Raw genomic sequence first — 24,058 nt, forward strand, 5'->3', positions numbered from 1 at the left:
TTTTACTTCTTAAAGATTAAAATTTTTTCTTTACTCATAGTTTTAGAAAAATTATTTTTTTCTGGCATTCTTTTCGCAAGAATATCTCTTTTTAAATCGGTAATATGACTCACTCGTTTTGAGTTCATTAATTCTCTTAAAATTTTGTCATTTTCAACCTCTCTGTTATTGACATTTCTGTTTCCAACAGTCCAAACTAAATAAGCTTCATCAGATAATTTATTTAATGAATTATCTATTGTAATATCTAAATCATTAAGAAATACAACTACTTTCATAGCTTTATATTTCTCCTCTTTATTTAACTTATCAAAGAAGGATTTAAGAGTTTTAGATTTAGCAAATAACGATTCTTCAATCTCCGAATAGTTATTTGCTTTTTTACCACCTAAGCTATTTTTATCAATCGTTTGAATAACGGATAAATAATCAAAATCTATGGTGTCATCAATATCACTTACAGGAATCCATTGCAGTGGTAAATATGAGAATTGCCCATAAGTTACTGTTGTTTGATTATCACCATATGGTGGTGATGTTACTAATAAATTATGTATTCTTTCTGAAACAAGTCCCTTTTTAGAATCTCCCCATTTAACTTCAATATTGCGAACGTAAGAGTCATTTTCTATTAATCCTTTTTCTTGTAACACAGACTTAAGATTTAATAAATCATTTATACTTCGTTTACCAATCTTTTCGAAGTATTGCATTGGTGATAACTCTCTCCGATTAATTTCTTCAATAGGTCTAACGTGCATTTTGAATGTTGAAGTACGATCATTGCTTGTCAATCTAATTACTTCCGCAAGCGTTACCCAACAAAACTTTCTAAAATATAAATCGTCACTTCTTTTAATTGCTCGTGATATTTGAGACAATTCTACTTGAACATCTTCTTTAAACCACTTATTTATATTTTTAAATTGAGCATCTGGTTTAATAGACCAAGAACGAGAAATTGAAGTCAATAAAGAGTTGAATTGCTCTATGATATTATCAGTATAAATATTGGTTTTAACTTGACTAATTAGAATTGATAGTGGATTTATATCTTGTCCTGATACATTTATACCATACTTCATTGCAGTAACTAATGTACTAGAAGCTCCCATAAATGGATCAATCAGTGATGCATTATTTGGTAGAGAAGAAACAAGGTGTTTAATGATTGATTCTTGAACACTAGGAACCATCATAGCAGGATAGTTTATTATCTTTCTCGCAAAATCATTTTTATTAAAGTTAGTTCCATTAAGTGTTTCAATACTAATAGATTCTAAAGATTTTTTTATAAGATTTGTTGTTGGCACTGGTGTCAAAGTATTATTTTCAAATGGATAATATACACAATTTCATAAAACAATTTTCAACTTATTATATGTTTTTTAAAGAACTTAATAAATTGAATTGTTAAAACAAATTTACACTTTATAAACCATTCCACACACATTTACTCACGTGGAGAATCATTTCATCAAATCGGTATTCGTGAATCTCGCAAGCACGATTTTACCACCACTACTCTACCCTTTACTCATGTGGTTTATATTTTTTAATAGGTATTCGTGAATCTCTTTTGAGCTAATTGGTTTCTCTTCGTTTAACCGAAAGTATTATTTAAAATGAGCTTTTGACCAAATAGTATTAGTGTTTTACAAACGCAGGTATAACAATTTCAGAAATTTGAGTCATTATTTTATCATCACCATCATGACCAGAAATGACAATGGTTACCTCAAGTTCTTCTATCACGATAACACGTTGTCCGCCACCTCCCCAAGCAAAGGTGGCATCATAATTTTTATCACCAACCATTATAGGTGTTTGATACCAAAAATAACCATAACGATAGTCTTTGGGCATCCAATCTTGAGTAGGTTTCACAATGCCACTGGTAGCTTTGGCAAGATAGTCCTCAGAAATAAGTTGTTCGCCGTTTAATTTGCCCTTATTAAGAACCAAATGACCTAATTTGAGCATATCGCGAGACAAGAGACTGGCACGCCATCCTGCTTCTGGAAAACCACTACTATGTGTGGACCATTTGTAATTTGTAATACCGAGTTTGTCCAATAGCTCTGTCTTAATGAAGTCCTCAGCTGTTCCTGGAACAACAGCGTCAATGACTGTCATCACCAACATTGGGTTATAATTACCATACAAATAGGTCTGAGACGCGGAAGTTATGGGTGCGCTTTCTTCAAATAAGGTTTTAACAAAGCCTTGGCCTTTTAGGCGTAGTGAATCTTTCTCAATGGCTTTCCATTTATCGCTATCTATATTGAGTCCACCATGCATGGTCAGTGCTTTATGAAGTGTGATTTTTTCTGCGCCTTCGGTAAGTTTTTGGGGATCAGTATCTTTAAGGAAACTCATCAAGGGTTTGTTTAGATCTTCCATAGACAAGTAACCCATTTGAATGGCTCTACCTAAAACCAAACTGGTATACGCCTTTACAGCTGATGCTTGCCCATGAGGTACATTGATGCGGCCCTTTTTGTAATAGGATTCATAAACGAGTTTGTTTTTGTGTGAAATGAGTAAGGCATCATAGCTTCCATGTTTGCTTTCAAAGATTTCTTGTGAAAGGTTTATCATTGCGTTTTTATCATTGCTATTTACTGATAATGTATCAACCAATATGCCGTCTTTTCTGTCCTCTGGTGTTGTACTGACATATGGATTATTGAGATGCGGCATCGACCAAAATGAGAGCTCTTCGGTAGTATTTGAAATAGGATTCATCATGGACGACAACCAAGCAACACTTTGTACAGCAACCATTGGGAAGGCTGTACTATGATCACCATCAATGGCTTTATTTTGAATGGATAAGCTTAAATTTTTTCTGTCATCCAGTAAGTTAAGATAGTCGTCGATAGGTTCGTCTTTATCTTTTTCTAAGGTACCATAGCCGATAAATACGTTAGCATGCCATGCAGTGTTCTTATTTGACTCTACAGTTCCTAGTTCAGCATTAATCTCAGTAAGGTAAGGCACTAAGCCTTTATTTAATGGACTGCCAAGAATGTAATTATGAAACGTATCAGGTTGTGTCAATAATATATAAGCACCAAATGCACCACTGAGTGAGTAACCGAAATAGGAACGACTGTTTGGGTCAGTACGATAGTTGTTCTCTACGTATTGGATAACATCGTTGCGAATAAAGGTCAAGTGATTTTTAGCTTCGCCAAATTTAAGTAAGGGATGATTAGGATTGGCTTTTTTCCAGAAGGAATAATCGGTAAATCGGCTGGCATGTGCTCCATACTTTTGCATTAAATCTTCTGAAATGCCCTTCTGCCAGGAAATCCCAACTAGAATAACATCTTCTAGTATAAATTCTGAAGAACCAGATAGCATTTCGAGATGCCACATCGCATCTGTATAATAAAGAACAGGATACGATTTGTTTTCGTTCTCTGAATAACTTTCTGGCAATTCTATATACAATTCATAGTTTCTTTCAGTCTTAGAATCTTGTATTGGAACAACTTGAATTTGTGGTAATACTAAAGAAGAGCCATTGGTCTCTTGACTAAAGCTATTATTTAATTGTATAAGAAAAATTAATAGTAGTAGTCCTGTTTTGCTTTTCATGGGTTTTAGTATTTGTTTACTTAAGCCTTGATATTTCATATTATTTTTTTTAGTCATTTTACTCAATATCGAACAGTCCAGATTTGGAAAGTTGTCGAGAAATGACATCAAGTTGATTCCTTTCGCGATCCATATTGGAAGTTCCGAAAAATGCAATAACCAAATCTTTAGAAGGCGATATATAAAGACCTTGTCCGCCATGTGCGCCTTTATAAAAATCACCATCTTCGTAAACTGCGCCCCATTGATAACTTTTATAAATATCCTCTCCTAAAGAACGTGATGTTACTTTAAGGTTTTCATTCACATCTCGGATTTTAGTTAAGTGTGCATCAGAAATTAATGGATTGTCGCTTTTTCTACCACTGGGTGTAAACGCCAAACCAAATCGAGCAAGGTCTCGAAGCGTTGTTGACATGCCAGCGAGATACGACAAAGATGTTCCATTAGTGTTGTTTCCTAAAAGCGCACTATACGCTGCTCCTATCCTATTCCAAATTTCTTGTTCCACAAAATCTTTAAACATAAGACCGCTAATTTTTTCAACGAGTAAGGTTAATAGCATCGTATCAGCATTCGAAAATTGATATTCTGTTCCTGAAGGGGTGTCAGAATTCGCGGTAGCCAAATCTTCAATTGGGTCAAAACTTTTCTCATAGTTCTCCAATGGCGCACGCTCAATTCCAGAACTCATAGCAAGAATATCGATTACGGGAACACCTTCCCAACCTGAGCCTTTAAGAGCTTCAAAATAGTCATCTATAGGTTTGCTAGTATCGATTAAACCTCTATCCTCCAAAATAGCTACTGAAGTACTCACAAAGACTTGAGTGATTAAAAAATTAACGTGCAAATCGGTTGGGAACATTCTTGGATAACCTTCAAAGACGATGTTGCCTTTATGAATGATTATTAAACCATTAACTTCTACTTGCTGTACATAGTCATTTAATGATAGTCCGCCTCCTTTTTTTAAATCTGCAGGCAGCATAAAATTCTTCACATCATCTCTTGGTGTTTCTTCTAGAATTTTTGGCGTATCCGACCTAAGTATGCGCGAGTGGTTCTGTACTTCGGAAAAGTTCAGATAAAAATAGCGTTCTAAATCACCATATGTAGTCCAGCGTCCACCTTCGTGAATGTGTTTATGGAATCCATAAATCTCTTCTTTTGTAAATCCAGTGTAATTGTACGTTTCATATTTTGGACTTAAAGTGTTTAATGATTCAGCGTCCGTTTTTGGTTCGTTTTTACATGCAAGAAAAAGAAGAGGTATAAGTAGTAGTGCTGTTATATTTTTCATGCTTTTCATTATTTATAAATATTTGGTTTAGATTTATTCATTAAGTGTTGTCTAAAAATAGAGTATAATCAATGTTTAATACCTTAAAGTTGATAAACCCAACAATTAAATGACAAAAGCATGTCGTCATTGATATCCCCCTTTTGTAAAGAAATCGTGACATTTTTAGCTATAGATAGTATCTTTATTAGATTTTAATAAAAGTACTTATGAATAAAACCTCTTTAAAGCAAACACTACTCCTTAACATAGGTGCCTTTGTATTGGTGCTCATCCTTGAGCTATTAGGTGGATGGATGCTTATAGATAAACATGAGACACTTTATTCTTTTTATTTATGGGGGCTTGGTTATACCATCAGTATTATGGTAGTTATATGGGTCAATCATTTTGTGCTTATCCCATATTTTTTTGATAAGAAAAAATATGTTTTATACGGACTCCTGCTTATTGGAGCTATATTTATTGGAGTCAGTATAAAAATATATCCGGAATTTAACTGGGTTGGTATTACTAAAATGTCTTCTTTTCTTGTTTACACTACAGGCACTGGTATGGCTGCTTTTTTTTTAAGGCGAAATATAATAGTCCGAAGAGAAAATGACGAGAAAGAAAAATTACAAAAAGAGCTGGAGCTTACCTATTTAAAAGAGCAGGTAAATCCTCATTTTCTATTCAACTCCTTAAATAGTATTTATGCACTGTCTAGACAGCAATCACCAGAAACTCCTGATCTTGTGATGCAGCTTTCAGAATTAATGCGATATCAATTAGAAAGTTCTAAAAAGGATATGGTTTTATTAAAGGAAGAGCTAGAATTTATTGAAAACTATTTGTTACTTGAAGAAAAAAGATTGAGCAAACGCTGTAGTATTGAGTTTTCGATTGATGGAGATGTATTGGGCCTAAAGATCGCTCCAATGTTACTCATTTCATTTGTTGAAAACGCCATTAAACATGGTGCTCAAAGTACCAATGAGCAAAGTACAATTAGTGTTTCTGCCACAGTTAAAAATAGCACACTTCATTTTCTACTAGCTAATTCTAAGCCCAAAATGGATACGACCTCAAAAAGAAAAGGCATGGGTCTAGACAATGTAAAAAGACGTTTAAAACTATTATATCCTGATGCTCACACATTAGAAATTGATGATAGAAAAAAAGAATATGAAGTAAATTTATCCATAGATTTAAACGTACACTAATACACAGAGCATGGTTAAAATTGGTATTATAGATGATGAAGTGTTGGCACGTAAAGTGTTAGAAGAGTATTGTTCTAAAATTGACAACTTTGAATTGGTTTTAAGTACTGGTAATCCTCTTGAATTTGTCAATTTCGTTCAGCAAAATGATGTAGACCTTATCTTTCTTGACATACAAATGCCAGAACTTAACGGCATGGAAATTTTGCGTTCTATGATAAAACCACCCAAAGTTATTTTAACGACGGCGTATTCAGAGTATGCCTTAGAAAGTTATAACTATGGTGTTGTCGATTATTTACTAAAACCGATTAAGATTGAACGTTTTTTAAAAGCCATAAACAAAGTTGTGGCTTCAAAAATAACACCACCTGAAAAGAACACAGAAAATGAAGCACTTCAAATAAAACACGATGGTGTTCCTGTTAATATTCCCTTTATGTCAATATTGTACATTCAGAGTTTTGGAAATTATTTGAAGATTTTTACGGATGCGAGAATGTATCTCATCTCCGAAACACTTATTAATATTACAACGCTATTATCTGAAAATTTCCAACGCACACATAAATCATACATTGCCAATTTAGAACGTGTTACAAAAACCACCAAAACACATTTGTATATTGAAACGACTAAAGTCCCTGTCAGTGCTATGTATAAGGTTCTTGTTTTTAAAAAAATAGAAGCTTTAGCGAAGCTATAAAACATTTACCACAATTCTGAACTGTTCCATATACATTTTATTCCGCTACCCTACCCCTTCACAAAAAAGAGCACCCCATTAACTAAGTAGGGCCTTTTACAACCCTTGTATAAACTCATCGAGATCCTCTTCTGGAGCTAAATTTAGTTTCTTTCGTAAACGATAGCGGCTTGTATTTAAAGAGGACACTGTTATGTTCTGCAATGTTGCAATATCGTGACTGTCCATTTTAAGACGGATTAAGGAACACAAGCGTTTTTCTGTTTTACTGAGCTTAGGAAACTCATTTTGTAGCTTACTGTAAAAAGCGTCACTAAGTGTATCTAAGCGTTGGTAAAACTCCTTTGTATTATCATCGAAACGTATTTTATTCTGTACATCTTGCTCAAAGGCATCGAATAGCTTTTTGCGTTCTCGCCCTTTGGTGGTTTTTAATTGCTCTAACTTATCAGCCAGTTCCGCAGCCCAAGCTTGGTTTTGTGTTAGGTTTATGGCAAAATCCGATAAATCGCGCTGCTTTGCTTCTATTTCAGTATTTAGTTTTTCGTTCTGTAATTCGGTCACCTGCTGCTTTATACGTGCATTGACCAGTCGTTGCTTTCTACGCATATATAAAGCGATGATAAACCCTAATATTGCAATCGAAGTGATGGAGACAATCCAGAGTTTTAAGCGCTGATTGTATATTTTACTTTCCTTTTCTTGCTTTTCTAATAGGTGTTCGGTTTTTAATCGTTGAAACGTTAACTCACTAATGGTGGATTCCACAGTATTTTTATTGGCATTGTCTATAGCCGTTATACTGTCGGATAAGTGTTTAACGTCTTTAGCCACCATATAGGCCTCTTCGGTTTTGTTTTGCGCCAATAAGACACGCTCTTTGGCCTGTAAATAGTGAAGTTTAGAAATGGGAAATAGTCTTATAGTACCAGTAGTATCGTCTAGTATCGCATTCATTTGATCTAAGATAGTCTCGACTAAGTTCAACTCCCCAAGTTCAATGGACGTATCTATGAGCTGCACACCGGCAGCCACCAGTCGCTTAGAATCTATTCCATTGTAAGCTTCAGTTTCTGATGTTTTATAATATTCAAAATTCTCCTGATACAAGGTGTTGGCTTCATCTATTTTGCCTTGTTCTACATAAACATCTGCAATATTATCTCTTACGCTTCCTAGTAAATGATCGATAGGCAAAATCGTTTTTGTAAGCTCATAAGATTTATTAAAATATATTAATGCAGAATCTAACTCCTTCTTAGTCCAATAAAAGAACAAACCATAATTATTGAGGGCCGATGCATGGTTTAATTTTTTTATATTGCTTGTCAGCTTTATATTATTTTGGTGCATAATATTTGCACTATCCAAATACGACGCTTTGGCATACATATCAGCTAAATAACCATAGGAGTGTGCCCGATAGTGAATAAAGTATTCCTTTTCTTTCGCTGTTAAATGGTAATCATGATCATCATGGTACTTAAAAAATTGTTTGTATTTTTTTATAGCTTCCTTTGGTAAACCTAAATACCTAAAATTATATCCTGTATTGTAATAATAAAGAGAAACAACCTCGTGATTATGGGGCATTTGTTTTACTAAACCATCTAATTTAAAATAGTATGACCAATAGGTTTCACTGGTGAACGCCAATTTTTTGGACCTAATCGTCTGCTTAATCTCATTATATTTGGCTAGGGCTTCCTCGCTAGTTAGTTGGTCTTGGGCTTGCGCTCTATTGGAAAGAAATAATAACGCTATGAGTAGAACTCGTTTTAATAGTGTCAATTGTAAAGGAAGTTGGTTGGTTTACCAAATATACGTGAAATATGCTTCTATTTTTTGTATTTAAGAAGCTTGCTACCAATAAGTTTTATCATTTTTTTATTTTTATAACTAAGCGCTTGTTCTTTATTTTATTTGTTAATTGGTTTATGGCTTCCAAATTGGACAAATCGTCCTTAGGTATTATATCGCTATTGATTTTATAAATGGATTGCAATGTGACTTCATTCCCCCCAATATGCTTTAAATTAAAGGAATATTCACCTGTATCATTCTTTATACTTTCATTGTAATCATCAATACCTAAAATCTCAATATCACTAGGAAAACTAAAAATGGCCATAAATTGGTCTGTATAACCAAAATCTAAATAATAATTAAAGTCTAGAGTACCATCTTCACTTTCTACCTGATTATGATCAAGTATATGCTCTAATGAAATACTCACTAAATCATCGTTTAAAAAACTAATCACCTCTTTTAAACTCCCCGTAGCACTCATGGTATAGCTAAACGGATTCACTTCTTTAAAACTATAATCAGTAATAGAATCTATAACTATCGCTTCTTTATCTCCTTCTACTTCCCATACCGCATCATAAAGGTCGCTCATTTCTTTATTATTCTCTAATAGTGTAAAAAAAGCTTGTAATTCTGTAAACATGCCACCTGAAACTGAAAAACGGTACTTTAAAGGTGTCTTCTTATTGACCAAATCTACTTTACTATAGATTAATTGGTTGACTTTATTATGGTCTGCTGACGGACTCGGTAACTTAACCAAGTTGATAGATACTGAATCTGCTTCGGCTAATTCTAGATCGAGATCGATAAATCTATTCTTTTTTTTCTCCTTGTCCGAAAGAATTGGCTTTGCCATTATCGCCTGAGTATTGTATAAGGAAGTAGGTATTTCATTAATTTGATATTTATACTGAGTATCATGCGGATATAATAAATTCATTCGATTGTTATCGTCTCTATATGCGAAAAAAATATGATCAAACTCTCCCTTCCTTATGTAATCTGGATCTATCGCCCCTGCCCGCTTACTCCTTGCAAATACAGCCCAATAGTCTATTTCCAAATCCTCTAACATACGCCTATACATACGACGTATACTTAAGGGGTCGAAACGATTTTGTTTTAAGAAGTAACCATCTGATTTTACGATTTCACTACCTTCTAAGTCCTCTACATCAAATTCGTCCAATATATACTTATGTAGCTTTTTAAACTGATGGTACTTACTACTATCCTTAGCCTCGCCCAATACTCTTCTCTTCCACCGGTTGTAATAGGTAGAATTATTTGAGTCAATTGACAATGGTTGGGTAATAAAATTAAATTCTTCATTATAGACATCTTTCCATGTTGTCAGTTCACTATTTTCTGTATCTAAAGAGTAGTACATATATGGCAATTCGCAAGGTATACAGGTATACTCATTTGGTTTTAACCCTATGACATTGTTCATTTTAAATTGACAATAAATTAAGTTTTTGTTTGTAACTACCTCTGGATCGGGAAATTCGTTATACTGCTTGTACATAACTGTAAGTGAAGGAGTGCTTCGAATTGTGAATTCCGTAGTTAAACTTGGCAACTCGGAATAGAGATAGCCAAACCCATTCATTTCATATTTTCTTAAATTTTCTGAATAGGTATAACTTGTAGAAATAGTATCACCAGGTTCAACTCCAGGAATAGGATAATGTATTGCACCAAAGTCCTCGTTCCTTGCTTTTTTAGGAAATACAAGGCTAGAGTCTAATTCTATAACCGAACCGTTTACTTTTAAAGTTTTTACATCAATCTTCTTAATATTATTACTTACAAATTCAGACAAATCTAAATATGCGTATTTATCTACACCAATACTATTATTAACTACCAATTTTGTGACAATCGAAACCGTTTTGTTATAACTACCACTCCAGTTTTTTGTAAAGGCTATATCAGTATAGTTATGGATAAAGTAGGCATCAGATTTTTTACATATCTCTAAAAAATCATTCTCTGAAGAAGAGTCCTTAGATATAAAACTAAAGCAAGCCAATGAAGCAAAAATCACTATGATTATGGGCTTAACCTTTCTTTTTAAGTATAATAGGTTCATTTATTGTAGTATTAAATGATTGAATCGTTTCATTTATAATTTCTAAATTATTAGCTTCAACAGATTGATGGTCTATATTAAAGGTATAGACACAGTCAATGACAGTATCAGAAGTCTTTTCTATTTTCAAGTTTAAATCGACACCATTTTTAGTGCTATTTAATTCTTTCGGCTCAAAATCTAAAAATGGTTGATCTAATTCTATTCTTAATTTTAACACCTTTTCATAGTTTGTACCCAAATGGCTGCCTACTATCATTTCGTCTCTTTCTTCTGCTTCTATAAGGCGTGGTAAAAAATCAAGTATCAATATCTGATTTTCAGCATCATTAAAAATTCTACTATTAATACTAAGACTTCCCTTGGCCTCTATGATTTTATTTGATTTTTTAATGGTGAAATCTGACACAGAATGATTGCCAAAAACAGATATTAAATGATCTTTTGTTAAATTAATCTCATCATTATCATTAAGATAATGAAATTCTCTTTTTAGAAAATTACCAGAAATGCCATGATAGTTTACTGAAAAATTACCATCAATTATGGTCTTTTCTGAATTTACCTTTAAATCGATGTTATATTCGATTAAATTTTGCTGATTACTATTGGCTTTCACTTTTAACCAATCTCCACCCTCTTTATTGATAATTAAAATTGTTCTGTTTTGAAGACTTTCTACGGGTGATTCCATATAATGAATAGGGTCGGTCGGGTCTAAAATAATTGGCTCATTATCTAGATATGCAATGCAAACAACATGATTAGCAGAAATCAGAGAGGGGAAATCACAATCGCTAATATGATGAAATGTTGCAGCAAGCGCTATATCACTATGTATACCTTTAAAGGTCAATGCTTCTGATAGAAAATTTGAAAGATCCTTACAATCGCCTTCTTTATTATTATATACATCATTTACATGTGACGGAATAAATGCACCCATGCCTATTTCAATAGCAACATACTTAAAATTGTGATGTACATAATTATATAAAATTTCAATAATTTTCTTTTTGTCAGATACGCCTCGTGTAAGCTCATTAATCTTTGCTTGTGCTCTAGGGCTTAAGCCTTTTCTTTTATCGACCTCATTTAGATACCAATCATTTATGTATTTTCTACCATTGTTGTTGTAAGGTTTTGGAACGACTAAAGTTCTTATCAATGGATTTCTCTGATCCTTATATATCCCAAACAAAGTTAAAATATCTGTCTTTGCTTTTTTGGGTACTGCAGCAATATTGTACTTAATAAAACTGTCAATAGCTGTAGAATCCATTACCATATAATTAAGTGAGTCAGAGTGAATGGTATTGTGTAGGAAGGAGAATTTATTAGGTATTTGAATATCGTATTCGAGTGTGTCTGTAGCATTATATGAAAAAAGCGGAAGATTAGAGAAGTACATTAACTCTGGACATTCAACCGTATATGTTATTTTGGCTTCATACTCTGGGAAAAGAATTACAGATTTAACACTTTTACTAGAGATATAGTCCAATTCTAGTTCTTTTTCTTCTACCCTAACTTTCTTTACAGGTTTATACTTTCTACCCTTCTTATAATAAACTTGAATGTTTGAAACCTTCTCTAGTTTAGTGTCGTAGAAAATTGGAAAAACAGTAGAATTATCCATTTTCTTAAATATAATACTCACATTCCTCACAAAAGAAGTGTCATTAGACACTAGTATCTTTTCATAATGCTTTTTAATAGCAATATCCTGACTAAACCCTTGAGTAATTACAAATAATAAAAGGAGTAGGTTATATAGTAGTTTATTCAAAGGCGTTATAGTTTTAGCATATTTAAGGCTGGTAATTTAAATTACCGAAACACCAAAGTAATAAATTTCGTTCTGTTTTAAAAACAGATTATTATGAGTCAGCATTTAAAAATCCTTTTACTCATTTCTTAAAAGCTATAAAGACAAAGCTTTTGGTAAGTTAATGGGATTAATAAATAACATTACGCAAAAGTTTTCTGTATTATATGACCAACAATACTTTAGTTCACTTTTGAATACGTAACTTGCAGATTTTTCGTTAAAAACTATAGTAATGGCGCTTATACTAAATTAATACGCTTTTACTTTTATTAAGAATATTTATAATTTACCCTAGCATCGAAAACAAGAAGCTTACCCTAGACGCCTTACTTCAATTAGATTTTAATACTATTATTTGGATTGCTGCACCTATAATGTTCCTTTTGGTGGCTATAGAATATTATCTCTCAACAAAACAGAATAAAAAACTTTATCACGGCAAAGACTTTTTAGCCTCAGCCACTATCGGTTTTGGTAATTTGTTTGTCAATGCACTAACCAAAGTCGGTATTTTTTACATTGTTGTTATTTGCTACAACATCACCCCTTGGAGTATTCCACATACATGGTGGTCTTATTTACTTTGTTTTGTGTGTCTGGATTTTGTGAGGTACTGGTCGCATAGAATCTCACATTTTCAGCGTTTTTGGTGGTCTACACACGTGGTACACCATAGTTCTGAATATTATAATTTCTCAACTTCTTTTCGCTTATCTTGGGTGCAAAACCTAAAGCTAGTCTTCTTTTTACCAGTGATTATGTTAAGTTTCGATCCAGTTGTGTTTATTATTGTGCACCAACTAGAAATCCTCTACCAATTTTGGATTCATACCGAATTGATACGTAAACTTCCAAGACCTATTGAATACGTTTTTGTAACTCCATCTCACCATCGTGTGCACCATGCTGTAAATGATGAGTATATCGATAAAAATTTCGGTTCTACTCTAATTATATGGGATCGTATGTTTGGGTCTTTTAAAGCTGAAAATGAACAGGCCATTTATGGTATTACAAAACCAGTAAACTCGTTCAACCCCTTGTATTTAGTATTTCATGCTTGGGGAGATTTAGTGGTAGATGTCTGGAAACGTCCAAAAAAGACCTTGAATATCCTTTTTGGGAGTCCAACACTTTGGGAACGCGAACAGGTTAAAAAAGGGAAATAAAAAACGCCTCACCAATGCGGTAAGACGTTTTATATATATATAGTTTGGATTTGCTTTTCTATAATATTTCAACCAACTGAAGGTCGAACACCAAATCCTGACCTGCCAAGGGATGATTGGCGTCTAAGATAACCTCCTCAGCTTCAACTTTTGCAACTCTAAATTGCTGTTGAGATCCATCTGCGCTAGAACCTACCAAGCCCATACCAACTTCTGGCTTAATATCTTCAGGTAAATTTGATTTTGGTACTTTATGAAAAAGCTCAGAGTTAACCTCGCCATAAGCATCTTTCTTACCTATTGTAATTGTTTTCTTTTCGTTCACTTCCATATCAATAAGTCCATTTTCAAATCCTGGTATCAATTGACCTTGACCTAATGAAACTTCTAATGGCTCTTTTTCTAATGAGCTGTCAAATACCTGTCCATTACTTAGTTTACCTGTGTAATGTACTTTTACAACGTCATTTTCTCTTACTTTACTCATAATTATCTGTTTGTGATTTTTAATAAAACGGTGCAAACATAAGAAGTATAAAATGGCTTAAAGAATGAATTCCATAAAACATTAGAGATTGAAAACCACTCATATAGAATTTAGTGCAATACACTTGGTTATATCAACTATTTTTCCTATATTTAGTCATCTTAATTGGGGTGCTTAAGTTAAACAGCTGAAAATAGACCCATTGAACTTCGACGGATAATGCCAACTGAAGGAATTAGGATACCAAAGGGAATTAATGATGTAACGCATCTTTCAATTCCCTTTGTTTATTTAATGAAGTAGCTTACCAGATTATAAAGCATAAAAAAAATCCCGTGTAAGACGGGATTTTCTATGTATTATTATGAATATTAATATTTGAGACTATCTAAAAAATCATTAATGCGTTCTTTGGTCTCCCCAGTACGCTTTTGTATTCGGCCAAGTAATTCATCTTCCTGACCTTCTTTGTAGTCCAGATCATCATCTGTGAGATCTCCCCATTCTTGTTTTAATTTTCCTTTGGCAATATTCCAATTACCTTCTGCTTTATCTTGCCATGGTTTAGGCATAATTCGTTTGCTTTAAGTTAATATATAATCCGCCTTGGATCACTTCTATCAATTTATAGTAATTCGAAAACAAAGATTGCCACAAAACCACTAATTTTTGATACAAACACTATAAACCGTTAAAGGCATATATAATAATCTTTCTTAATACTAATTAAGATAGGCATTAATAGGTACTTCCCTACTTCTGTTGTTAGCCTCCTTAACCGCTTTGAGCATAGCATCAGTAGTGTTTTTATCGATAAATTTTCCGTTAGCAATAACAGCTTCAATCGTTCTTGTGTGCCTAATATTCGTCAATGGATTTTTATTTAATATAACAAGATCAGCGTTATAACCAGATTTTATTTTACCGCTGGTGATATTCATCCATTTTGCCGGCGCCAAAGTTGATGCTTGCAATACTTGCGCATTACTCATACCGATTTTATTTAGAGATTCTAGTTCATCATGTAAAGAAAACCCAGGTATTGCTCCATTAGCCCCATGCGCATCTGTTCCTGCTGTAATCGTCACCCCATGTCGAATCAAGGCACGTGTCATGACATAAATAGCCTCTGTTTGAGTCGTCCAAAATATTTCGCTTTTTCGTTTGCTTTCTGTATCTAAATTATTTGGATTTTCATATGAGTTACCACGTCCTGGCAACCAACCTCCAGATATTTTAGACCCTTCTACCCAACCTGGGTTTTGATACGGTAGCTCAATAGTTTTAAGGAAATTAGTAAGATCAAAATCTTGCTTAGGCATACTTTCATATATCCAAATGGTAGAACTTACCGTGATATTACTTTCTTTTAATTTAATGGCAATACTATCTGCCTTAGCTTTGAAAGACTCTAAAAACTCTTCTGCATTTTCCGCATTCACACCACCATATTCATTCATTTCGGATTGGGTGATCGATGCAATATGGGACATCTGCGATTGCCCTGAACTGTAAAAATCTTTCATATATACATAAGGAGGCAAATGACCAATTACTGGCATGTTTTGTTTTTTAGCTTCATCTATAACTGCAAAGTAGATTTCCCTGTCAAAAAGGTCTGAACTTATTTTTATGGCCTTATAGCCTTTAGCTTTGTAACTTCTAACAGCCTTTCGGGCTTTATTGGACGATGGGTAATTCTGTTGTCTCCTTTCAAACCAACTTCTAAAAGTTGCATTAAGACCTTTTTGACTACTAACTTTAGGTGACGCTATATATGTCTTAGGACCTAAATAAGTTCCATTCTCGATTTCCATTTGGTATTCAAAATGCTCTTTCATTCCTGTCATCTCTCCGACTTGTGTGATACCGTTAGCCAAATACAATAGTAAATCGTTTTTACTTTTTTTAATATGCACGTGAGAATCTATCAGCCCAGGGATAAGATATTTTTTACTACCATCTATGACTTTATAATCACTCGCAATATGAATAGAATCCCCTATGGCTTCAATTTTATTGCCGTTTATTAATACCGTTTGATTAGGTATCATTAATTCTGAATCCTCAGATAGCACATTGATATGTGTAATTGCTAATTTTCCGTAGAAAACTTTAAATTGAGAGGTGTCGACTACCTCGGTATGCTTCCCTAAAACATGATTAATTTCGGACATCATTTTACAAGATACTGCTGAAGTAGCAATAGTAATTAAGACAATAAAGCCAATAACACATTGTTTAATTGATAATTTTGATTTCATTTTGTTTACATTTTTTGATTAAAATGCAAAACAATACAAATCTTAAGGACTCAGAGTCTCACTGCATCTAATGAGACAAGAAATTATATTATTTCTTTGATTTAATATATTCTGAAGGGGATAAACCAGTTTCCTTTTTAAAAAGTCTGTAAAAACTAGCTTTAGATTTAAAGCCACAGTCATTAGCAATCCCTTCAATGGTATATTCTTGATAGTCTTGGTTTTGCACCATTTTCTTGAAAGCCTCTATTCTGTAATGGTTAATATAATTGTAAAAAGAAGTGTCTAGATAACTATTGAGCAACGCTGATAATTTTTTATCGGTTGTCCCAATAAGTTGCGCTAAAGAATTAAGAGTGAGATCTTCATTTAAATAAGGTTTTTCAGTTCTTATTGACTTTTCTAGTAAAGATGCTAAAGTTTCAAATTCTTTTTCTTGCTTACCAATCAATGCTTGATTAGGTGTTTCATTTTCAGTTTGTTTATCTAACAAAAAGTATGGTATAAGGACTTTAGATTGCCGAGCACCATAATAGGCTCCATATATTAATGAAAGTCCTAATAAAGCTACAACTATATTTTGCGTTCTTAAATTAAAAATATTAAATATTAACTGGTTACCTACAAAGAAAATGTCCAATAGAGTAATCATTGTTGTAGCTATTAACAAATAACGAACCCATATAAAATTGTTGTGCTCAATATGTGAATACTGACACTTAAGAGCAGCTTTAAAGTTTGAAAAAGTTCTAAAACAAAGAATTAAAAAGGATAACAATACCAAATCCGATATAACTCGAATGATTTGGCCATTATCTATAATCCAAGATACATAGGCTGAATCAAAATCACTAAAAATTGTATGGATGTAATACGGAACGCTAACAACACTAAAGAATAGTATGAATGGAATAAAGTATTTATAACTTGATTTTAAAACCTTTTTATCCTCAAAAAATAGTGCTTTTATATAGACAAGTAAAAAAGGCCCTAAGATAAATTTTGAACTATGTGAGGGTAAAAAACTTAAATATCTTATGCTTTTTACTTGATGCAAATAAGCGTAATAATCTAGTAAAACAAACCCAAGTATTGCAAAAAATAAAATCAAAATAGTTTTATGTAACCCTTTATCCTTGGCCTTATATAAGGTATATATATAAAGAGCTACAAAGACTAGCGCAGAAATAAAAAGAAAGTCGGAGAGTAATTCCACTAACAAAATTTGTTCAAAGATAACCCTTGAAACACTTTTAAGCTATTCCATTTTAAGATTTAGTTGTTTATTACCCTAATGTTTGGATAACATTCAACGCTTTATCAATCTCAGCTTTAGAATTATAAATGTGTACCGAATGCCGCATAAGGTCCTCACCTACAGAACGCGGTTGCAATCGTTCTTTTTCCCATAGTGTTTTTTGAAGTTCGGGGCCTGTTAAGCCTTTTACAGCATAGGTCGTAATCCCAGCAGCCATGGCTTCGTTGGTAGAAGATGATATCGTAACATGTGGCATTGTTTTTAAGCCACTGCGCAAATAGTGTCCTAACTCCTTAATCCGTGCTAACCATTTGTCTTTACCTATAGTATTAAAAAATTCTACTGCAGCATTATAACCTGCAATCATAGCTGGGTTTCCTGTACCATTTTGCATTAATCGGAAGCCATGATCATCTTCATTGTCCCAATTATAACTGGCTACGGTAGTCCAAATATCAGTGACCACATCTTTATTGACGTATAACAACCCACTTCCTGCAGGTGCCAATAACCATTTGTGTAAACTGCTGTAATAGGCGTCGCAGCCAATATCTTGAACATCCACATCAATGTGCCCTACACATTGGGCACCATCTAACACAGTAAAAATACCACGTCGTCTAGCTTCGGCACAGATTTCTTTTACCGGCATAACAGTGCCGTATACAGACACAATGTGTGGTACGGCTATTACTCTGGTTTTTGGTGTTACCTCTTTGAATATGGCATCGATAATCTCTTGAGGATCATTAGCTGGCATTGGCATAACCGCTTGTTTATAGATACAACTTTTACGTTTTGCCAAAGTTTGCCAAGCACCGAAGCCTCCACCGTGCTCTTGATTGGTGTTGAGCAATTCATCCCCTGCTTTTAGGTCAAGACCCATACCAACATAATTCATCCCAAATGTGGCATTTTGGGTCAAGGAGACTTCTTGATAATTGCAGTTAATGAGTTTAGCTAATTTTGTACGCAATTCAACATAAGGAAAATAACCACTGAGTAATTCTGGTCCTGAGCCGTCTTTATAATCAATAGTTGCCGCTTCCTTGTTATAATGCAGCATGTGGTTAATCATGGTATCTAGCACGTAACCTGGTGTAGGCCCCATGGTCCCATTGTTAAAATAGGTCTGCCCTTCTTTTAGTGGAAACTGTTTTCGGACCATATTCCAATAGTCTTCAGAATTCTCAAATGATTTAAGAAGTGGTGACAATGACCAGTCTTGCTTATAGTCGAACGATAAAAAGGGAGTTGAGAGTGCTGCTAAAGCTGCAGATTTTAGAAAAGCTCTACGTTGTGTCATGGCTAGTGAAGTTATAATATTACGTCTTTAAGTTACATAATTTTACATTGTAATATTTCTGTTTTGATACTAAAGTAGATTACAAAATATAAAACACACTCAAACAATCAACCAAATGTCTACTCTTAATTTAATTAAACTCTATCTCAAAAACTTTTCTGAATTTAGTTTCCTCTAAAGAAAGGTTTCTACATAGTGCAGTTATTCTGTTAGCAACAAATTGCTCTTCATAAGTCTTATTACTGAAGTAATTCCAACACTCGTCAAATATGTTTTTAGAAATATCACTGGCTATTGTAATATGAGGTTTGCTTAAGGGTTGTGTAAACTTTTTTGGAACTTTTACACGTTGTCTCAATATAGTCCTCAAATAATTTTGCAATTTTAAAATTTCATGGCTTGATGTATTCAAGAAAATAGTTCTGGAATTCGGGAACATTCCAAAATTTAAAATATTAACATTAAAGCTTTTCCATTGATGAAACGAAAGATATAATTCCTTCTTTATTGTTCTTTCTGGTGTCGTTAAAGTTAAAAAATGATTCAGTGAAATATGAGCCTTAGAATTTCCATACCGAAACTCGCCATATCGATTACTTAAGTCTTTCTTAAACCTTTGAACATCATTACTGATTGATATTGATGGGCTATGGATGAATAGGTATTCTCTCACCCCGAAAGAAACAGTGTGACCATTCAATTTACTGTCAAATCTTAATATATCCATCTTCTGATTTATTATTAAATTCTCTTTTCTTAACATTAAAGGCTTTATAAAATTAAGCAAAGTTCAATAAGAATAATTAAAAAGGTTATCTTTCTATATCACTAGTGTCTTTTCGCACACGTAAAGGAATATCTTCCTCATTACCATACAGCTTCAACTCTTTGATATCAGCCGGAAGATTAAAGCCTTCTTTTTCTAGTGCTTCCTTAACAGACCTTATTAAACCACCACGAACAACTATGGCAGATTTACGATAATCAAAAGTATTCACCCAAAAGTATACTTTTAAATTGACCGTGCTCGCTGCGAGTTCGTCCTCAAAGACAAAATTTTCGTGCTCTTCATCATGGACTATATATTCGTTATTTTCAAGAATATCAATAATAATTTGCTTTGCTAAATCTATGTCATTCTCATAACCTATACCTACCACAAAGTCTCTCCTAAAAAATCCATCTGCGGTATAATTTTCAACAGGCTTGGTTAAAACATCACTATTTGGCACATAGATGTCACGACCATCAAAAGTTTTGATGTGCGCATATCGAAAATTTAAAGCTTTAACTTTCCCAAAATGGGAATCGATTTTTATAGTATCATTGACATTAAATGGTCGATTAAAAGCCAATATAATTCCTGCTAAAAAGTTTTTCCCTATGTCCTGAAAAGCAAACCCTAGGATAATTGCGGCACCACCTGCAGCAGTCAATATTCCTGTTGCTACACCGCTTAATCCAGCGACTTGTAAGGCCAACAATATTGCTATAATTACTAATATTGTTTTTATAGCTTGTGCAAGAAATCGAGCCATCAAGGGGTCTTCCGCCTTTTTGAGAATACGTTTTCTATAGATACTGGTTAATAAATTGGCGATTAAAACTCCTGCAACTACCACTAAAATACCTAATGTAATGCGCGGTAGAAGAGTCAGTAACTTTTCGTAATAATTTTCTACAGAATTCGTAATCATTTCTGTAGCTGATTGTAAGTTCAATGTCATTGCTTGTGTTTTTGTTCTTCCCTCAATTAATTGAGACTTAGGAAGCCTTTATCCTTTCAAAATGGATTAGCCAATGAATTCTAAATAATATACACCTAATTAGATGCGACTTATTTTTTATAGTTGATCATCCAACTTACATTGTACTTATCAGAACATCTTCCATAGCAAGCATCCCAAGGTACATCTTGAAAAGGTGTATGTACTTTACCACCTTGACTTAGCTGGTTAAAAATTTGCTCTGCCTCTTCCCTAGTCTCCAAATCTACGCTCATGTTAATGTTAGATCCGCTAGTCAATGGGGTATCTGGCGAAGCATCATAAGCCATGATATGAAATCCATCTCCTTTCAGTTCTGCATGCTGTAGCTTATGTCTATAATCATTCGGAATATCCATTTTGGCATCCTCATAGGTTTGCTCATTGGTAATGGCCCCACCTATAATTGACTGGTAATGTTCTAATGCGTTTTTACAGTTGCCTTTAAAGGCTAAATACGGTTGTACTTTCATAATATTTTGTTTTATAAGTTATTAAGCCTCTCCGCGTGCAGGATAATCTTTATCCTTCACAAACGTTATGGCTTTAATTAAATCGTCTATTCCATTTCTTGCAAATGGCATGGTTTGTATCGAGGAACAATAAAGTTCTTGGTTTGGGCGAATTACAAATAGTCCTGGCTCAATAAAATAATCAGGCTCTTTTTTTATTCCTGATGAAATGTATAGACCCCATTCCCTAGCTTCTTCAATAGGAAAGTCATAGCCTAATGGAATGCTTGAAATATCCCATTCATCATGTGTTGTCTTCGCTTTTTCCTCAGTATCGCTACTAATAGCAATTATATTAACCCCTAAATCCTGAAAATCAGATAATTTAGATTCAAATTCTTCTAAGTATTTTTTACAAACAGGGCAATGTAGTCCTCTGTAAAAAACAATCATTGTAAAAGATTCTGGGGATTGCTTACTCAGTGTCCATTCTGCACCATTAACCAGTTTAATTGACAAGTCTGGTGTCTTTACTCTAGGTTTTATCATAATTTATTGTTTAACAATAAAATACAATAGATAAAAACCAATATAGAACTCTATTGCTATAAATATTGATTGAAAAACCCAAGAACTATACAGTTATTAAGCATAAGATGTATTTCTCAACAAAAGAATAAAAAAAAGGTCTCAGAGGAGACCTTTATATTTAATTTACATTATTTATTTACCAGATTTTAATACGCCCATCCTCTGCTCTATAATTAACTTCTCCTTCTTTAACATTAAATGCTTCATAGAATGGTGTAAAATTCATTAATGGTCCATTAACACGCCATCGCGGTGGTGAGTGTGGATCATTAGCCACATAATTACGAAGGAATTCATCTCGCATTTTTACACGCCAAATATTAGCAACGGATAAAAAGAAACGTTGGTCTGGAGTATAGCCACCAATCCTAGTAGAGTCATTACCTTGCTCGGTTAATTTAAAAGCATCATACGCTATGGCAATACCTCCATTATCAGCAGTGTTTTCCCCTACCGTAAGTGCTCCTTTGAGATGCACACTGTCTAATACAGTAAATGCAGAGTATTGTTCAATAATTTGGTCTGTCTTGGCTTTAAACTTAGTATAGTCGTCTTCTGTCCACCAATTTTTAACATTCCCATCCTTATCAAACTGCGCCCCTTGGTCATCAAAAGCATGTGTAAACTCATGGCCAATGACCATCCCAATACCACCATAATTGACAGCATCATCAGCATACAAATCAAAATAAGGTGACTGTAAGATTCCTGCTGGGAATACAATTTCGTTCAGTGATGGGTTGTAATAAGCTGTTACAGTAGACGGTGTGGTGCCCCATTCGTCAAGGTTTGGTGGTTTATTAAGTTGCTGTAATTCATACTGAAAGTCATTTTTTCGTAACGCTACAACATTTTCAAAAAACTCATCTCTGTTGATGTCAACATCATAGGTTCTCCAGACATCTGGATAGCCAATTTTCTTATTTATGGCGAATAGTTTTTCCTTAGCTTTAACCTTAGTGCTATCGCTCATCCAGTCCAAGGCGTCAATTCGTTTTTCTAATACTTTCTGAAAATTATTGACCAAATCCAATGCTCTTTCTTTTGCATCTTCATTAAAATAACGTTTAACATATAATTGCCCAAGTGCAAAACCTAATTGGTTATCCACGCGACGTACCATCTGTTTACTTCTTGATTGTTGTTCTGACTGTCCAGAAATCACCTTACTATAAGCGAAGGCAGCATCTTCAAATTCCTTGCTTAAAATACCATCATGGGAGCCAATGGAATTAGCTTTTAGGTATAATTTCCAATCGTCTAATGGTACAGATGCAAGCATTTTATCTAAAGTATCATAATACTCAGGTTGGCGCATATCTACTGAGTCCGTTTCAAAACCTATAATCCCAAACATTGCTAACCAATCAATATTAGAATGTTTTTTGTCTAAATCAGACACTGACATTTTATTATAATTGGCTTGTACATCACGACGTTCTATTCGTGTTTTGTGGGATTCTGCCAATTGCTTTTCTATCTCATAAACTGTATTTGCATTTTCCTCTGCATTGGCATCTCCCACTAATTCAAATACAGTCATCATGTATGTCTTATAAGCTTCTTGAATTTCTTTAACTGAAGCATCATCTCTAAAGTAATAGTCACGATCTGGAAGACCTAGACCTGTTTGCACAAAATGTAAAATATTGTTATTACTATCTTTTTGGTCTGGTGAAATATAACCTGCAATCATTGAATAATCTCCAGTAGGGATTTGCTCTGCTACAAATGTGTTTAATGATGACACATCGCTTATAGCTTCAATACGATCTAAAATCGTCTGTATGGGGGTCATGCCACGTTTGTTGATACTGATGGTGTCCATTCCTGAAGCATAAAAATCACCAACCTTTTGCTCAATACTGCCTTTGGGGTGGTCTTGTTCTGAGACTTCAGTTAAAATGTTTTTTAATAATTCCTGTTGAGGAATATTTAAAAAGCGATAGGCTCCTACTCCAACTTGGTCATCAGCGATTTGAGCCGAGTCCATCCAAACTTTGTTGACATGATTAAAAAAATCATCCCCAGGTTTAATGGATTCGGAAATACCGTCAAAAACGACAGGTTTAACTTCTGCCTTTTCTGAGGTTTCAGTGTCGTTTTTGCAGGATAATAAAATAATAGGAATTAATAAAAGAAAAGATAAGTGTTTCATGATCTGATGTTTTCTCAAAGATAAGAATAGTTAGTTATAAATGTGCTGT

19 protein-coding genes and 1 riboswitch are annotated in these 24,058 nt (G+C 33.8%); of the genes, 3 read left to right on the forward strand and 16 right to left on the reverse strand.

What is annotated here, in order from left to right:
- Positions 1-2: 2 nt before the first annotated feature.
- The 3 genes from ACFEMA_RS07790 to ACFEMA_RS07800 all read right to left on the reverse strand — a co-directional run bounded on the left by ACFEMA_RS07790 (position 3) and on the right by ACFEMA_RS07800 (position 4,909).
- The gene (locus ACFEMA_RS07790; RefSeq protein ID WP_411767690.1) at positions 3-1,313 is read right to left on the reverse strand and encodes a DNA adenine methylase; all 1,311 of its coding nucleotides are present in this window, start codon (positions 1,311-1,313) and stop codon (positions 3-5) included.
- A gap of 334 nt (positions 1,314-1,647) precedes the next feature.
- Positions 1,648-3,645: a serine hydrolase gene (locus ACFEMA_RS07795; protein WP_411767531.1), complete on the reverse strand. Its 1,998-nt coding sequence runs from the start codon at positions 3,643-3,645 to the stop codon at positions 1,648-1,650.
- A 19-nt stretch (positions 3,646-3,664) separates the two neighbouring features.
- Positions 3,665-4,909 (reverse strand): serine hydrolase domain-containing protein, encoded by a 1,245-nt coding sequence (locus ACFEMA_RS07800; protein ID WP_411767532.1) that lies wholly within the window; start codon positions 4,907-4,909, stop codon positions 3,665-3,667.
- Positions 4,910-5,118: 209 nt separating this feature from the next.
- On the opposite strand from ACFEMA_RS07800, the gene ACFEMA_RS07805 reads away from it, so the two are divergent.
- Entirely contained in the window at positions 5,119-6,114 is a 996-nt protein-coding gene (locus ACFEMA_RS07805) for a sensor histidine kinase (protein WP_411767533.1), read from the forward strand.
- A 10-nt stretch (positions 6,115-6,124) separates the two neighbouring features.
- Positions 6,125-6,820: a LytR/AlgR family response regulator transcription factor gene (locus ACFEMA_RS07810; RefSeq protein ID WP_411767534.1), complete on the forward strand. Its 696-nt coding sequence runs from the start codon at positions 6,125-6,127 to the stop codon at positions 6,818-6,820.
- 96 nt (positions 6,821-6,916) lie between these two features.
- Here ACFEMA_RS07810 and ACFEMA_RS07815 read toward each other — a convergent pair whose 3' ends face one another.
- The 3 genes from ACFEMA_RS07815 to ACFEMA_RS07825 form a co-directional block, all read right to left on the reverse strand.
- Positions 6,917-8,611, reverse strand: a complete 1,695-nt coding sequence (locus ACFEMA_RS07815; RefSeq protein ID WP_411767535.1) for a transcriptional regulator — start codon at positions 8,609-8,611, stop codon at positions 6,917-6,919.
- 88 nt (positions 8,612-8,699) lie between these two features.
- On the reverse strand, positions 8,700-10,727 hold the full coding sequence (locus tag ACFEMA_RS07820) for a hypothetical protein (RefSeq protein ID WP_411767537.1): 2,028 nt from the start codon (positions 10,725-10,727) through the stop codon (positions 8,700-8,702).
- Positions 10,696-12,516 (reverse strand): transglutaminase domain-containing protein, encoded by a 1,821-nt coding sequence (locus ACFEMA_RS07825; RefSeq protein ID WP_411767539.1) that lies wholly within the window; start codon positions 12,514-12,516, stop codon positions 10,696-10,698. Before ACFEMA_RS07825 ends, ACFEMA_RS07820 begins: the two co-directional genes overlap by 32 nt.
- 416 nt (positions 12,517-12,932) lie before the next feature.
- Between ACFEMA_RS07825 and ACFEMA_RS07830 the strand changes: the two genes are divergently transcribed.
- Complete coding sequence (locus tag ACFEMA_RS07830; protein ID WP_411767541.1) at positions 12,933-13,727, forward strand: sterol desaturase family protein; 795 nt, start codon at positions 12,933-12,935, stop codon at positions 13,725-13,727.
- Positions 13,728-13,785: 58 nt separating this feature from the next.
- On the opposite strand, the gene ACFEMA_RS07835 is transcribed toward ACFEMA_RS07830, so the two are convergent.
- The 10 genes from ACFEMA_RS07835 to ACFEMA_RS07880 all read right to left on the reverse strand — a co-directional run bounded on the left by ACFEMA_RS07835 (position 13,786) and on the right by ACFEMA_RS07880 (position 24,009).
- The gene (locus ACFEMA_RS07835) at positions 13,786-14,214 is read right to left on the reverse strand and encodes an FKBP-type peptidyl-prolyl cis-trans isomerase (RefSeq protein ID WP_411767543.1); all 429 of its coding nucleotides are present in this window, start codon (positions 14,212-14,214) and stop codon (positions 13,786-13,788) included.
- 156 nt (positions 14,215-14,370) lie between these two features.
- Positions 14,371-14,465, forward strand: a riboswitch (TPP riboswitch).
- Positions 14,466-14,585: 120 nt separating this feature from the next.
- Positions 14,586-14,786 (reverse strand): CsbD family protein, encoded by a 201-nt coding sequence (locus ACFEMA_RS07840; protein ID WP_411767545.1) that lies wholly within the window; start codon positions 14,784-14,786, stop codon positions 14,586-14,588.
- Positions 14,787-14,936: 150 nt separating this feature from the next.
- The gene (locus ACFEMA_RS07845; RefSeq protein WP_411767547.1) at positions 14,937-16,478 is read right to left on the reverse strand and encodes an amidohydrolase family protein; all 1,542 of its coding nucleotides are present in this window, start codon (positions 16,476-16,478) and stop codon (positions 14,937-14,939) included.
- An 88-nt stretch (positions 16,479-16,566) separates the two neighbouring features.
- A complete protein-coding gene (locus tag ACFEMA_RS07850; RefSeq protein ID WP_411767549.1) occupies positions 16,567-17,694 on the reverse strand; it encodes a helix-turn-helix domain-containing protein in 1,128 nt (375 codons plus the stop codon).
- Between the two features lie 70 nt (positions 17,695-17,764).
- A complete protein-coding gene (locus ACFEMA_RS07855; protein ID WP_411767551.1) occupies positions 17,765-19,042 on the reverse strand; it encodes an aminotransferase class V-fold PLP-dependent enzyme in 1,278 nt (425 codons plus the stop codon).
- A 130-nt stretch (positions 19,043-19,172) separates the two neighbouring features.
- Positions 19,173-19,769 (reverse strand): 2'-5' RNA ligase family protein, encoded by a 597-nt coding sequence (locus ACFEMA_RS07860; protein WP_411767552.1) that lies wholly within the window; start codon positions 19,767-19,769, stop codon positions 19,173-19,175.
- Positions 19,770-19,854: 85 nt separating this feature from the next.
- Positions 19,855-20,769, reverse strand: a complete 915-nt coding sequence (locus ACFEMA_RS07865; RefSeq protein WP_411767554.1) for a mechanosensitive ion channel family protein — start codon at positions 20,767-20,769, stop codon at positions 19,855-19,857.
- A 110-nt stretch (positions 20,770-20,879) separates the two neighbouring features.
- The gene (locus ACFEMA_RS07870; protein ID WP_411767556.1) at positions 20,880-21,281 is read right to left on the reverse strand and encodes a VOC family protein; all 402 of its coding nucleotides are present in this window, start codon (positions 21,279-21,281) and stop codon (positions 20,880-20,882) included.
- 21 nt (positions 21,282-21,302) lie between these two features.
- On the reverse strand, positions 21,303-21,809 hold the full coding sequence (locus ACFEMA_RS07875) for a peroxiredoxin-like family protein (RefSeq protein ID WP_411767558.1): 507 nt from the start codon (positions 21,807-21,809) through the stop codon (positions 21,303-21,305).
- A gap of 178 nt (positions 21,810-21,987) precedes the next feature.
- Complete coding sequence (locus ACFEMA_RS07880) at positions 21,988-24,009, reverse strand: M13 family metallopeptidase (protein ID WP_411767560.1); 2,022 nt, start codon at positions 24,007-24,009, stop codon at positions 21,988-21,990.
- Positions 24,010-24,058: the final 49 nt, after the last annotated feature.

Source organism: Winogradskyella sp. A3E31 (assembly GCF_046720935.1).
Lineage (GTDB): Bacteria > Bacteroidota > Bacteroidia > Flavobacteriales > Flavobacteriaceae > Winogradskyella.